This window comes from Actinokineospora sp. HUAS TT18, assembly GCF_051364635.1.
In the GTDB taxonomy this organism is placed as follows: domain Bacteria; phylum Actinomycetota; class Actinomycetes; order Mycobacteriales; family Pseudonocardiaceae; genus Actinokineospora.
Map to the genome: position 1 here is coordinate 39,863 of NZ_CP195645.1, position 12,858 is coordinate 52,720.

13 protein-coding genes are annotated in these 12,858 nt (G+C 70.9%); 6 read left to right on the plus strand and 7 right to left on the minus strand.

Annotated elements, in window-relative coordinates; translation table 11 throughout:
- Nucleotides 1–4: 4 nt before the first annotated feature.
- Genes ACSHT8_RS00190 through ACSHT8_RS00200 form a run of 3 tightly spaced genes read right to left on the minus strand, consistent with a single transcriptional unit; the run spans nt 5 to nt 3,665 of the window.
- Nucleotides 5–754: a creatininase family protein gene (locus ACSHT8_RS00190; RefSeq protein ID WP_436496482.1), complete on the minus strand. Its 750-nt coding sequence runs from the start codon at nt 752–754 to the stop codon at nt 5–7.
- Nucleotides 751–2,823, minus strand: a complete 2,073-nt coding sequence (locus tag ACSHT8_RS00195; RefSeq protein ID WP_436496483.1) for an FAD-dependent monooxygenase — start codon at nt 2,821–2,823, stop codon at nt 751–753. Before ACSHT8_RS00195 ends, ACSHT8_RS00190 begins: the two co-directional genes overlap by 4 nt.
- Complete coding sequence (locus ACSHT8_RS00200) at nt 2,820–3,665, minus strand: LLM class flavin-dependent oxidoreductase (RefSeq protein WP_436496485.1); 846 nt, start codon at nt 3,663–3,665, stop codon at nt 2,820–2,822. Before ACSHT8_RS00200 ends, ACSHT8_RS00195 begins: the two co-directional genes overlap by 4 nt.
- 77 nt (nt 3,666–3,742) lie before the next feature.
- Here ACSHT8_RS00200 and ACSHT8_RS00205 point away from each other — a divergent pair, with 77 nt between their 5' ends.
- The 4 genes from ACSHT8_RS00205 (at nt 3,743) to ACSHT8_RS00220 (ending at nt 6,962) form a co-directional block, all read left to right on the plus strand.
- The gene (locus ACSHT8_RS00205) at nt 3,743–4,540 is read left to right on the plus strand and encodes a PaaX family transcriptional regulator (RefSeq protein ID WP_436496487.1); all 798 of its coding nucleotides are present in this window, start codon (nt 3,743–3,745) and stop codon (nt 4,538–4,540) included.
- Nucleotides 4,537–5,334, plus strand: coding sequence for a tryptophan 2,3-dioxygenase (locus ACSHT8_RS00210; RefSeq protein WP_436496489.1), 798 nt, complete (start codon nt 4,537–4,539; stop codon nt 5,332–5,334). Before ACSHT8_RS00205 ends, ACSHT8_RS00210 begins: the two co-directional genes overlap by 4 nt.
- A complete protein-coding gene (locus ACSHT8_RS00215; RefSeq protein ID WP_436496491.1) occupies nt 5,331–6,476 on the plus strand; it encodes a kynureninase/PvdN C-terminal domain-containing protein in 1,146 nt (381 codons plus the stop codon). The genes ACSHT8_RS00210 and ACSHT8_RS00215 overlap by 4 nt, the downstream gene beginning before the upstream one ends.
- A gap of 72 nt (nt 6,477–6,548) precedes the next feature.
- Nucleotides 6,549–6,962 carry a CBS domain-containing protein gene (locus tag ACSHT8_RS00220; RefSeq protein WP_436496493.1) on the plus strand — a complete coding sequence of 138 codons (414 nt, stop codon included), beginning with the start codon at nt 6,549–6,551 and terminating at the stop codon, nt 6,960–6,962.
- Between the two features lie 291 nt (nt 6,963–7,253).
- Here the strand turns inward: ACSHT8_RS00220 and ACSHT8_RS00225 are convergent, their stop codons facing one another.
- The gene (locus ACSHT8_RS00225) at nt 7,254–8,243 is read right to left on the minus strand and encodes a hypothetical protein (protein ID WP_436496495.1); all 990 of its coding nucleotides are present in this window, start codon (nt 8,241–8,243) and stop codon (nt 7,254–7,256) included.
- 206 nt (nt 8,244–8,449) lie between these two features.
- Here ACSHT8_RS00225 and bluB point away from each other — a divergent pair, with 206 nt between their 5' ends.
- Together bluB and ACSHT8_RS00235 are read left to right on the plus strand one after the other, a co-directional pair.
- Nucleotides 8,450–9,079 carry a 5,6-dimethylbenzimidazole synthase gene (gene bluB, locus ACSHT8_RS00230; protein WP_436496497.1) on the plus strand — a complete coding sequence of 210 codons (630 nt, stop codon included), beginning with the start codon at nt 8,450–8,452 and terminating at the stop codon, nt 9,077–9,079.
- A 28-nt stretch (nt 9,080–9,107) separates the two neighbouring features.
- A complete protein-coding gene (locus ACSHT8_RS00235) occupies nt 9,108–9,629 on the plus strand; it encodes a hypothetical protein (protein ID WP_436496499.1) in 522 nt (173 codons plus the stop codon).
- Here ACSHT8_RS00235 and ACSHT8_RS00240 read toward each other — a convergent pair.
- Genes ACSHT8_RS00240 through ACSHT8_RS00250 form a run of 3 tightly spaced genes read right to left on the minus strand, consistent with a single transcriptional unit; the run spans nt 9,626 to nt 12,791 of the window.
- Nucleotides 9,626–10,216, minus strand: coding sequence for a TetR/AcrR family transcriptional regulator (locus ACSHT8_RS00240; protein WP_436496501.1), 591 nt, complete (start codon nt 10,214–10,216; stop codon nt 9,626–9,628). The genes ACSHT8_RS00235 and ACSHT8_RS00240 overlap by 4 nt on opposite strands.
- A complete protein-coding gene (locus tag ACSHT8_RS00245) occupies nt 10,213–12,177 on the minus strand; it encodes a YhgE/Pip family protein (protein ID WP_436496503.1) in 1,965 nt (654 codons plus the stop codon). Before ACSHT8_RS00245 ends, ACSHT8_RS00240 begins: the two co-directional genes overlap by 4 nt.
- A complete protein-coding gene (locus ACSHT8_RS00250; RefSeq protein WP_436496505.1) occupies nt 12,174–12,791 on the minus strand; it encodes a hypothetical protein in 618 nt (205 codons plus the stop codon). The genes ACSHT8_RS00245 and ACSHT8_RS00250 overlap by 4 nt, the downstream gene beginning before the upstream one ends.
- Between the last annotated feature and the right edge of the window lie 67 nt (nt 12,792–12,858).

Sequence of the window (12,858 nt, forward strand, 5' to 3'; positions counted from 1 at the left end):
CCTCTCAGTCCTGCTTCGCCAGATCCCGGATCACGTCGATCAGCAGCTCGGTCAGCGTGTCGAAAGTGGACAGTCCCTCGGCGGCCGTCGCCTCGGCGGGCGCGCCGCAGTACGCCTGGTCCATGCCCATCGCGGGGAAGTCGGTGCGCCCGTCGCGCATGGCGGCGGGCATGTCGACGATGAGCGGCGGCAGCGTCGCCATCGTGTCGGTGTCGACCAGGTGCGGGTGGTCGGCCAGGACCAGCGAGGTCTCGTAGCGGCCCGCGTGGCAGGAGCCGGAGCGGAACTCGTCGGTCAGTTGGGCGGCGGTGTGCCGCTTCAGGAGATTGAGGTAGCGGACGGTCGGCCGGTCGAGCGTCGCCACGGCGCGCAGCAGGGTCGTCACGTGTTCGGGCTCGAAGTGGTTGTTGACGATCACCACGCGCGGGAAGCCTTGCTGGGCAAGGGAAGTGCAGACGTCGACCACCAGCGCGTGCAGGGTGTCCTCGCTGACGCCGACCGCGCCGGGGAACGCGGCGCCGTAGCGCGTCACGCCGTAGGGGAGCGGCGGCAGGATGAGCACGCGGACATCGGGGGCGTCGGCCAGGCGGGCGGCGGCGCGGTCGCACATGCCCGCGGAGATGATCGGGTCGGTGCCCAGCGGCGCGTGCGGGCCGTGCGGCTCGATGGCGCCGACCGGGAGCAGCAGCACCGGGGTCGGGCCGGTCAGCAGGTCGGCCACGGCGTTCATCGTGAGGTCGGCGAACTGCGTCATGACAGCACCACTGACTCCACCGCGGACGGCGCCGGGCTGAGCACGCACAGGTCGGCGCGGCCTGCGGCCACGATGGTGTTCACCTCGTCGGGCGTCGTCAGGTAGCCGCCGACAAGCGTGGGGACGCTCGCCTGGTTGCGGACCTGGTCGGACAGGGTGGTCAGGTAGCCGCGGCGGAACTCGGGCTTGGCCTCGGCGGTGGTCTGACCGGCGCGGACGTGGATCAGGTCGGCGCCGTGGCTGTGTACGGCGGAGGCGAGTTGGATGCCGTCGGCGAGGGTGAGGCCGCGCGGGGTCCAGTCGGTGACGGTCAGCCGGACGGACAGCAGCCCGGACCAGGCCGCGCGCACGGCATCGATCACCGACAGCGGGTAGGCCCAGCCGGTCCACTCGTCGTCGCGGCGGTTCGTCAGCGGGGACAGGAATCCGGCCAGCAGGTGGCCGTCGGCCAGGTCGAGTTCGATGACGTCGACCCCGGCCGCCGCCGCGTGCGTGGCGGCGTCGGCGAAGGCTTGGCGCACCCGGTCGAGGTCGGCCGAGTCCATCGCCTTCGGGGTCTGGGCGAACGGCGCGTACGGGATCGGGGACGCGGCGATGAGCGGCCACGACTCGGCGGCGGGCAGCGGGAGGTCGAGGCCGTCGGCGGGGGCACGGGTGGCGCCTCGGGCGCCCGCGTGGCTCAGGCGCAGGCCCAGCAGGGCGCCGGACTCGTGCACCTTGTCGGCGACCGCGGCCCAGTCGCCGGGGGAGTCGAGCACCGGGGTGTCGGCGTGCCCGCGGCCGTCCGCGGTGACCGCGACGGGACCGGCGAGGACGAGCCCCGCGCCCGCATGAGCCGCCTTCACCGGATCGGTGTCCTCCACGACCAGGCGGTTCGGGAGTCGGGTGTCGCCGATCCGCAGGGGAGCGAAGAGCGGGGGCGGGGCGACGGCGCCGGGGACCTGGTCGGCGCCCTGGGCGAACCAGGCGTCGAGGACTCGGATCAGGTCCGGGTCGCGCTGGGCCAGGTTGGTGTGGGACACGCGGCCGCTGCGGGTGAGCAGGTTGAACGCGAACTGGATGGGGGCGAACGAAGTGTAGGTGGCGGTGCGGCCGAAGTAGGCCGCGCTCTCACCCGCGGCCTGCTGGAAGCGCTCGACCATGGGCTGGCGGTCGAGTTCGTACTCGGTGAGCGCGGCGCTCAAGTCCGTGTGGCGGGCCAGCGCGGTGGCCAGGCCGATCGCGTCCTCCATGGCGAGCTTGGTGCCCGAGCCGATGGAGAAGTGCGCGGTGTGCGCGGCGTCGCCGAGCAGCACGACGTTGCCGTGGTGCCAGCTCGCGCAGCGGACCAGCGGGAAGTCCAGCCACAGCGAGCGGTTGGACATGAGCTTGTGACCCGCGAGGTCGTCGGCGAACAGCTTCTCGCAGAACGCGATGCTGTCGGCCTCGGTCATCGTGTCCAGGCCCGCGCGCCGCCACACCGGCTCGGCGCACTCGACGATCCACGTGCTGGTGTGCTCGTCGAACGGGTAGGCGTGCGCCTGGAACAGGCCGAACTCGGTCTCCTTGAAGGAGAAGGTGAACGAGTCGAGAACCAGGTCGGTGCCGAACCACACGTACTTGCAGCCCTGCGGCGCGACGCTCGGCCGGAAGTGCTTGGCGTCGCGGGTGCGGATGCGGCTGTTGGCGCCGTCGGCGGCGACGATCAGGTCGGCGTCGGGGAAGTCGATGTCCTCGATCTCGACGCCGAAGCGCAGGTCGGTGCCGAGTTCGCGGGCGCGGCGCTGCAGGATCGCCAGCAGGTGCTTCCGGGCGATGGCGGAGAACGTGTGGCCGCGTGAGCGCAGGAGTTTGCCCTGGTAGCGGATGTCCACTGTGGACCAGCGGGCGAACGAGTCGGTGATCTCCAGGTGGGTGGCCGGGTCGGCGTCGCGCAGGGCGCCCAAGGTCTCCTCGGAGAACACGACACCCCAGCCGAAGGTCGCGTCCGGGGCGTTGCGCTCCAGGACGGTGACCTCGTGGCCCGCTTTGCGGAGCAGGATCGCCAGGTAGAGGCCCGCCGGTCCGGCGCCGACGACGGTCACCTTCATGACAGCGCCTCGGCCAGGCGGTCGAGGTCGTCCAGGTCGGCCAAGGCCGGGAACAGGATCAGCTCGTCGCAGCCCTCGTCGGCGTAGCCGCGGACGAGGTCCTTGACCTGGCGGGCGCTGGTGAGCGCGCCCGCGGCGATCTTCTCGGCGAACGGGCCGGTGAAGGCGTAGTAGTCGCGCAGGTAGTCGCGGCCGCGTTCCGGGTCGCCGAAGGCGATGTAGCCCTGGCCCCACAGCGCGGGCTCGCCGGGACGGCCCAGGTCGCGCCACGCGGCGCGGGCCTTGGTCGCCGCCGAGCCGAACGCGCGGGGCGGGCCGCCGCCGTGGGCGTAGCCGTCGCCGTAGCGGGCCATCCGTGCGAGCGCGGCGCCGCTGGAGCCGCCGACGAGCAGTTCGATTCCCTTGGCGCCGAACGGGGTCGCCGGGCCGATGTTCGTCGACTCGAACTCGCCGCGCAGGTAGGCGAGCTGGTGGGACAGGGTGGTGCCGCGGGTCTTGTGGTCGACGCCCGCGGCGGCGTAGTCGTCGAGCCGGGCGCCGACGGCGAGACCGAGGGTGAACCTGCCGCCGGACAGCGCGGCCACCGAGACCGCCTGCTTGGCCAGCATCGCCGCGCCGCGCAGCGGGCCGATCGCGATCATCGTGGCCAGCCCGATCCGGGTGGTCACCGCGGCGGCGGCCGACAGCGCGGCGAACGGGTCGATGCTGTCGTAGCGCACGCGGTCGAGGACCCCGAGCGTGGAGAACGGCCCGGCGTCGGCCCGGCGCGCCCACTCCACGAGCGTCGCGCCGTCACACCCGGGAACCATGTTGGGCAGTCCGATACCGACCTTCACCAGCATCACGTCCTTGTGGCTGCGGTCACGTCCTGGAAAAACCCTACGGTTGACCAGACTCAGGTGTCAACTATGCTCCAACCGTGTTCGAACCCGCCCCGCAGGACCTCGTCCTGACCATTCTGGGAGCCCACGTCGGACCCCGCTCGGGGGCGACGGTGTGGTCGGGCGGGCTCGTCGCGCTGCTGGCCGAGTTCGGGTTCACCGAGGGTGCCGCCCGGGTCGCGCTGACCCGGCTCGTCCGCCGTGACCTGCTGGAACGCGCCAAGGACGGCCGGATGGTCCACTACACCGTGACCCCGCGCGCCGCCGCCGTGCTCGCTGAGGGCGACCGGCGGATCTTCGGGCTCGGCCGGAGCAACGGCTCGGCCGACCAGTGGACCGTCCTGTGGCACACGATCCCGGAGGACCAGCGGGTCGCCCGCGCGCGGCTGGTGCGCAGGCTGCGGTTCCTCGGGTTCGGGCCGGTGCAGGACGGCACATGGCTGGCCCCGCGCGACCGCACCGCCGAGGTCGCCGCGCTGCTCGATCAGCTCGGGGTCAGCTCGCACGCCGGGGTGCTGCTCGGCGCGCCCGCGCAGGTGCCCGACTTCGCCGGGTTCGTGCCGCGGGTCTGGGACCTCGACGCGCTCGCCGCGGGCTACGAGTCGTTCGTCGCCGAGTTCGACGCCTCGGAGGCCGAGGACGCGCGGACGGCGTTCGCGCTGCGTGTGCGTCTCGTGCACACCTTCCGCCAGTTCGCCATGCTCGACCCGGAGCTGCCCACCGACCTCGTCCCGCCGCCGCCGCACCGCGCGGCGGCCGTGTCGCTGTTCCACCGTGCCTACCCGGCGCTGGCGCCGCAGGCCCAACGCCATTTCGACGGAGTGATGAGCCCATGAGCAACACTGACACCCAGGCCGCGTTGACTTACACGTCCTACCTGGCGCTGGACGAGGTGCTGAACGCGCAGCGGCCGCGCTCCGACGAGCACGACGAGCTGCTGTTCATCGTCATCCACCAGGTCTACGAGCTGTGGTTCAAGCAGATCCTGCACGAGGTGGCCGAGTTGCAGCGCGTGCTGGAGTCCGGCCACACCCCGCACGCGGTGCGGGTGCTGCGCCGGGTGCTGACGATCTTCAAAGTGATCGTCGCGCAGATCGACGTGCTGGAGACGATGACGCCCCGGCAGTTCACCAGCTTCCGTGCCCGCCTCGACGCGTCCAGCGGCTTCCAGTCGGCCCAGTTCCGGGTGCTGGAGGCGGTGCTGGGCCGCCGCGACGAGACCGCTTTCGCGCACTACCCGGAGGGCGGCGAGCAGCGCGCGCAGATCGCCGCGGCGATGAGCCGCCCGTCGCTGTTCGACTCCTTCCTGACCTACCTGACGACCCACGGCTACAAGCTCCCCGCCGAGGTCGTCGGCCGCGACGTGTCGAAGCCCGCCGAGCCGTCGCGCGCGGTGCAGGAGGTGCTGCTGGAGGTCTACGCCGACGACTCGGGCCCGTCGACCGTCGCCGAGCACCTGATCGACCTGGACGAGGGCCTGCAGGAGTGGCGCTACCGGCACGTGAAGATGGTCGAGCGGACCATCGGCAGCAAGATGGGCACCGGCGGCTCGGCGGGCGCGGCCTACCTGCGGTCCACGCTGTTCGCGCCGGTCTTCCCGGACCTGTGGGCCGTCCGGAGCGAACTGTGAGCCTCGCCGCGCACTACACCCGCTTCGATGTGGGCAACCGGCTGCTGCTGACGGGACACTCCCACCAGGCGTGGCCGGATGTGGCACTGGAGGGCCAGATCGAGGCGTTCGCCGACGCCGCGTCCACTGTGGACGAGAAATGGGAGCGCGCCTTCGCCAAGGCGGACCGCGTCCGCGCCTGGTTCCGCACCCTGCTGCACGACCCGTCCGGCGACATCGCGTTGGGCGCCAACACCCACGAGTTGGTGATCCGGTTCCTGTCGGCGCTCGATTTCGACCGCCGCCCCCGCTTGGTCAGCACCGACGGCGAATTCCACACCCTGCGCAGGCAACTCGCCCGCCTCGCCGAGGAACGGGTCGAGGTGGTGTTGGTTCCAGCGCTGCCCGCCGAGACCCTGGCCGAGCGACTCGCGTCCGAAGTGGACGACCGGACCGCCGCGGTGCTGGTGTCGTCGGTCCTGTTCGAGACCTCCCGGATCGTGCCTGGGCTGGAGGCCGTCGCCACGGCCTGCGCCACCCACGGGTCGGAACTCCTGGTCGACGTTTACCACGCACTCGGCGTCGTCCCGATGACGTTGGCGGGCTTGTCGGATGCCTGGGTGACCGGCGGTGGCTACAAGTATTTGCAGCTGGGGGAGGGCAATTGCTTCCTCCGACTGCCCCCGCACGCCCAGTCGCTGCGTCCCGTCATCACCGGCTGGTTCGCCGAATTCGACGCTCTCGCCGATGAGAAGGACCCCAATCGGGTGACCTACGGACCGGGCGGGACCCGGTTCGCGGGCTCGACCTACGACCCGACAAGCCACTACCGGGCCGTCCGGGTGATCGAGTTCTTCCGCTCCCAGGGCCTGACCCCCGAGGTCCTGCGGGAGACGTCCTTGCATCAGACCGGCCTACTGGCGGACACCTTCGACGCCCTCGATCTCCCGAACGCCACCCGCGACCGCTCCGCCCCACGTACCTCGTTCGGTGGATTCCTCGCCGTCGAGACCCCGCACGCGAGTGCGTGGCAGAAGGCACTCGCCGCCCACGGCGTGCTCACGGACAGTCGCGGCCACCACCTCCGCTTCGGCCCCGCGCCCTACCTGCGGGACGATCAGTTGATCGCCGCGATGACCGCGTTGGGCGAGGTCAGCCGGTGATCGAGTCGCCGTAGCGGGGGTGCGGGTGGACGCTGGAGCGGTCGTGACCGTGCCAGCCGAAGGAGACCGCGAATGACCACCGCGCGCGACATCATGCATGCCGGTGCCGAATGCATCAACGAGGACGAAAGCCTGCTCGTGGCCGCCAGGATGATGCGCGACCTCGACGTCGGCTCGCTGCCCATCTGCGGCAACGACGACCGCCTCCACGGCATCATCACCGACCGCGACATAGTCCTGAAGTGCTGCGCCGAAGGCCGAAACCCGGCTGACATGAAAGCCCAAGACCTGGCGAACGGCGCCCCGCACTGCGTGCGGGCGGACGCGGATGTGAGCCAGGTACTGCGCACCATGCAGTCCCACCGCATCCGCCGCGTCCCAGTACTGGACGACAACCGTTTGGTGGGCATGATCAGCGAGGCCGACCTGGCACGACACCTGAATGAGGAACAGATCGCAGGCTTCGTGGAAAGTGTCTACGCCTGACCAGGGCATCGAAGATTGGTTGCCGGGTCCGCCTCACACCACACCGCGCGCGGACCCGGCAATCGCCCAATCGAGAAAATGGAAGTAATAAACCGAACCGTCTGCTGGCGCAGAGCCTCTGGATGGGCTAGCTCGAGCAGGGCCGGCAAGCGGGCGCTCCCTCGTCAATCCGGCTAAGGGATTGCAGGGACAGGGTGCAGGGGGAAGTGCAGGGACCGTCGGTCCCCAAAGCAGGAATCTGCGACGCCGTTCTTTGAGGTGCCCCCGGTCTTGTTGCGGGGGGCGTTGAGCTTAAAGAGGTGTCAGTACTTCCATGAGGGCGCCCAAGGTTGTCCAATCGGCTTTGTCGTCCTTGATCAAGTCCTTTAGCTGCCAAATTTCGGGGTAGGTGCGCTCACTGTCGCCAGGGGATGTGCGGGCGCTGGGGGATAGTTGGGTGATTTCCGCGTCTGTCAGTTCCACCGAGAAGACATGCTGTCGGTGTGTGCTGAATGTCCCGGCCAGTTGGCGTGCGTGATGTGTGTGGAAGCGGTCCAGTGATAGAGCAAGCCCTGTCTCCTCGGCCAACTCAGCCGCCGCCACCTCCACAGGTGCCATCGGCACATAACTCGACCCACCCGGCAGCTCATGCACAAACCCGTCCGAAGACACCGAAGGCGCCCGGAACTCCTTGATCAACACCACCCGGGTCTCACCCAGCGAAGCCCCTCGCCGATAAGCCACCACCGCCGCGATGTCCGGGCGAGACACCACAACCTCGTTGTCCTTGACCCGATCCTCAACCCCGACATAAACCTTCGCGTGGAACGCCCAAAGAAAGACGATCTCCCGCGAAGCCCCCACCCGGAACGTCCACTCCACCCGGCCGCCCCGAAGCTCGTTCCCGGCAGCCGTCTGCGCCCGCAGCCACGCCTGGAAAGACTCAGTCCGCCACACCAGCAACGGCACATCCCGCGCCCCGCCAGACCGCAGTGACCCGCCATCGATGTGCTTCAACGCAGCGGCAACGGTGTCCGGAAGACTGTCGGCCAAGGGAATGTGGTGGTCCACCGCATACCCACGCTGGTATCGCACGCTCTCGGCAGACGGCGGCGTGCCAAGGACAGCGCGTCCAGTGTCCTTCCACCGCCCGAATTCGTCGTTCGTCGTCAAAGCGGGCATCCCCGGGCCGCGAGGGATCCAGAACAAGACGACGTCAGCGCGGTCGCCCCAATGGAGTTCCCACGTCCGCTGATGTTCGTAGTCCGGCCAGACGCCATCCCGGGGCTCCGGGATGAACACGACGAGCCTGCCTGGGCGGTCCCAGGCCACCGCGATCTCCGCGAGTGCCGCGGGGCGCCAACTGGGGACGTCGGCGGAGCGGGGTGTGGGACCGGCGAGGAACAGGCTGGCGGTCCACCACTCTGGCGGGGACTCACCGGCGTGAACTGGGACGACTTCGCTCACAGTCAAACTTGTCACGCGGAGAATGCAACTACGCTGCCCGCGTGGATGTCTATGAGGTCATCAACCGTCGCCGGGATGTGCGGGCGGAGTTCACCGGCGGGCCGATCGATCCGGATGTCCTGCGGCGGGTGCTCTCGGCCGCGCACGCGGCGCCGAGTGTGGGGATGAGTCAGCCATGGGACTTCGTCCTCGTGCGCGACGCCGAGACGCGGGGCGAGTTCCATCAGCACGTCCACGACGAGCGGGCCACCTACGCCGCCACACTCACCGGTGAGCGGGCGGCGACGTTCGAGCGGATCAAGATCGACGGGATCCTCGAGTCGACACTATCGGTCGTCGTCACCTACGACCCCGACCGCGGCTCGCCGACGGTCCTCGGGCGACACGCGATCGCCGACGCGGGCCTCTACTCCGTGTGTCTCGCCATCCAGAACCTCTGGCTCGCCGCGACCGCCGAGGGGCTCGGGGTCGGGTGGGTGAGTTTCTACCGCGAGGACTACCTCCGCGAACTGCTGGGTATTCCCTCATCAGTGCGGCCGGTCGCGTGGCTCTGCCTGGGGCCGGTCGAGCGGCTGCAGGAGGTGCCCGACCTCGAACGCCACGGCTGGCGGGCCCGGTTGCCGCTCGACGAGGTCGTGCACCACGAGCGGTACCCCACGCGCAGCGGTTAGCCTGAGGTTTCCCCGGAGGGAGACGGCCATGGCGATTCGGCGGGCACTCATCCTGGGCGGCACCGGAATGCTTACCCAGTGCACGGCCGCCCTCATCGGCGAGGGCTGGCACGTGGTGGTCCCCAGCAGGCGATACGCACCTCTACCGGCCGACGAAGGTCTCGGCAGGGCGCTCTGGGTCGAGGCCGACTGGTCCGATCCGGACGAAGTGGCCGCGCGCGCGGCCCGTGCCCTCGGCGGCCCGGCCGACCTGCTCGTGGCCTGGGTGCACGGGCAGTCGCGGGTGCCGATCCTGAGCGCGGTGACACCGCTGCTCGCCCCGGACGCGCCGGTTGTGGAGGTGCACTCCTCGGCCGACCCGGTCCTCGGCGCGCCGGATCCGGTCATCGACCACCCCACGCAGCAGGTCGTCCTCGGCACGGTCACCGAGCGCGGGACGTCCCGCTGGCTCACCCAGCACGAGATAGCCGAAAGCGTCATGGACGCCATCCGGCGCGGGCTCGCCGGCCGCGCCCCCGGCGTCCACCAGATCGGCGCCGCCCGGGTCTAGGCCGTTCCGCGAAGCCCTCGCAGCAGCAACAGCACCGAATCCCGGACCTCCGTGATGGGCTGCTCCGGTGAGAACACCTGCCAGTCCAGCGCCACCACCAGCACCGTCCCGAACAGCGCCGCCGACGCCGTTGGCACCCGCACGCCCGCGGGAAGTTCACCCAGGTCGTCCAGCCGCTGCAACTGCGCCCGGATGATCGACGTCACCTGCTCCCGCACCAGCGACAGCGTCTGCTGCCACTGCCCAGGCGTCCGCCAAAGCTCGCTGACCAGCAGTTGCGCGAACGTCGGATAGTCCGCGCAGAAGCCGAGCATCCCGTCGACCAAATGCGCGACCGTCTCCGGCGCGTCGAGCGTGTCCGGGGCGCGCAACCGCTCCGCCAGCAGGTCGACGCCGAAGCGGAGCAGGGCGTCGATCAGGCCGTCCTTGCTGCCGAAGTTGTAGTAGACCGTCCCCTTCGCCACCCCGGCCTCGGCCGCGATCTCGTCGACGGTCAGCCCGCCGACGCCCCGCGTGCCGACCAGCCGGAGAGTGGCGTCGAACAGCTTGCGCTTGGTGACGTCCGTGCGCGTGGGGCGGGTGTTCACAGCACCAGTTCCGGACGCAGCCGGGTGGGCGTCCACACCCGATTCCGCCGAGCGGCCACAGTGGACACCGCGAGTCCTCCGATCAGATACGCCGCCAGCACCGCCACGTCGATCCCCACCCCGGACAGCGGCCCGCCGTACATGAGGTGCCGCAGCCCGTCGACCACGTAGCCCATGGGCAGCGCCTTGTGCAGGGGATACAGCGCCTCGGGCAGAGTCTGCCAGGGGAAGGTGCCACCCGCACTGATCAACTGCAAGATCAGCACCACCAGCGCGATGAATTTGCCGACCGCGCCGAAATACGCGTTGAGCGCGTGCACGATCGCGACAAACGCCATTGACGTCAGCATCAGGAAGCCCAGCGTGGCCAGCGGCCGGGCCGGGTGGATCCCGATCAGCGTCGTCACCGCGGCGAACATCAGCGTGACCTGCGCCAGCCCCAGCAGCGCCGCGGGCAGCCACCCCGCGATCGCCGTGGGCAGCGCCGGGTACCCCGCCGCCAACGCGCGCGACGACAGCGGGCGCAGCAGCAGGAACAGCACGAACGCGCCGATCCACGTCGCCAGCCCCAGGAAGAACGGCGCCAGCCCGGCGCCATACGACCCGGCGCCGTTCTCGCCGACCGCGCGGATCGCCACCGGGTCGCCGATCGTGCGGGCCGTCGCGTCCCGGGTCGCGTCGTCGGGGTGCGGGATCTCGCCGAGCCCCGCGGTCAGACCGTCCCGCAGCCGCGTCGACCCGTCTGCCAGCTTCCGCGTCCCATCCGCGAGTTGGGTCGCGCCGTCCGCGGCGGTCCGCTCGCCGTCGCGCAGGGCCGCGGCGCCGTCGCGGAGTTGCCCGGCGCCGTCGGCGAGCTGCTTCGCGCCGGTCGCGGCCTTGCCGATGCCCTCGGTCAGCGCGGGCGTCGCCCCGGCCAGGGTCTCCGCGCCGTCGGCGACCTGGTCGGCCCCGTTCGCCAGCCTGCGCAAATCCGCCGACGCGGTCTGCACGCGCGTGTTCGCCTGGTCGACCGGCGCCCGCAGCCCGTGCAGCTCCGCCATCGTCTGCGTCACCTGCGCCTCGGACAGCCCCAGCGACCGCAGCCGGTCGGCGATCCGCGCCTCGACGCCGTCGAGTTGGTCCACCACGCCCTGCGCGGCACCCGCGACCTCCTCACCCTTGACCGCGACCTGCTCGTTCCCGTTCGCGACCTGCCGCGCGCCGGAGGCCAGCTGCGCGGTCTGCGCGGGCAGGTCCTTGGTCTTGTCCCGCAGTGTCCCCAGCCCCGTCGACAGCTCAGTCGCCCCGGTCGCCGCGCTCGCCGTCCCGTCCGCGAGCCGCGTCGCGCCGTCGAGCAGCTGTTTCTGACCGTCGGCCAGCTTCACCGCGCCCGTGTTCGCCTCGTTCGCGCCGTCGGTCAGCTGGCTCGCGCCGTTCGCGGCCTCCTGCGTGCGCTGGTAGACGGTGCCGAACCCGATCAGGAACTTCTCGGCGGCCTCCTGCCCGACCTCGGAGGCCACCGACCGGCGCACCTCGCTGACCACCCGGTCGGCGATCGTGCCGACGAGATAGTTGTTGGCGTCGTTGGTGGTCACCGTCATCAGCCCCTGCCGCGGGGCGAAGTCCGAACTGGACGTAAGCGCGGCGGAGAAGTCGGCGGGCAGCGTCAGCGAGAAGGTGAAGCGGCCGTCGCGCACCCCGGCCTCGGCCTCGTCGGCGCCCACCTCGTGCCACTCGAACGCCCCGGACTCCTTGAGCTTGTCGGCGACCTTGCGGCCCGCCTGGAGATCAGCGGTCCCGGTGTCGGACATGACCAGCGCGGCCGGGATGTGGTCGAGCCGGTCGTACGGGTCGGCGTTGGCGTAGAGGTAGAGCGAGCCGTAGAGCAGCGGGACGAGCACGAGGGCGAGCACGGCCAGCTTGGGCAGCCTGCCCGCGGTGATCCGGCGCAGCTCGGTCAGCGCCAGGCGCACGGTGTTCACGACAGCATCTCCAGGGGAGCGGGTTGGAAGTGCTCGCCGAGGCGAGCGGGCAGCAGGGGAAGTCGCTCGGCGGCGGCGGTGCCGCACAGCACGACGACCGCGCGCCCGGCCTGCGCCTGGGCGAGCGCGGTGGGCCACCAGTCAGCGGTGTCGGCGCTGTGGCGGTCCGGGGTGTCCATCACGAGCAGGTCGACGCCCGGCCGGACCAGGTCGGCCAGCAGCGCGAGCCGCTTGGCGGGCGCCACGGACTCGAACCGCGCGCGCTGGTCGAGCCCGTGCTTGTCGAGCAGCAGCCGGTGCGACTTGCCCCGGCTGACCCGGCCCAGCGCCAGCTCCTCGGTGATCACGTCGCCAACCGACAGCCCCGGCTCCGGCTCGGTCACCCCCGGCGCGTCGACCAGCGCGCTGCGTTTGCGCAGCTCAGCGGCGCGCGGTTCGATCGACCCAGCCGACGGCGCGATGCGCCCGGTCAGCGCGAGGCCGAAGGCGGTGTGCCCGGCATACGGGTCACCGGCCACCACGGCGAGCTGTCCGGGCCCGACCCGCAGCGACGTCGCCGCGAGCAGGGGCCCGTGCGCCCCGGTGACCGCGACGCGGTCCGCCACGACCTCCATGACACCTCCAGTTGAACTGACCGGTCAGTCTAAATAGTGGCACGCATGGTTGGGTTGGGCAACTTGA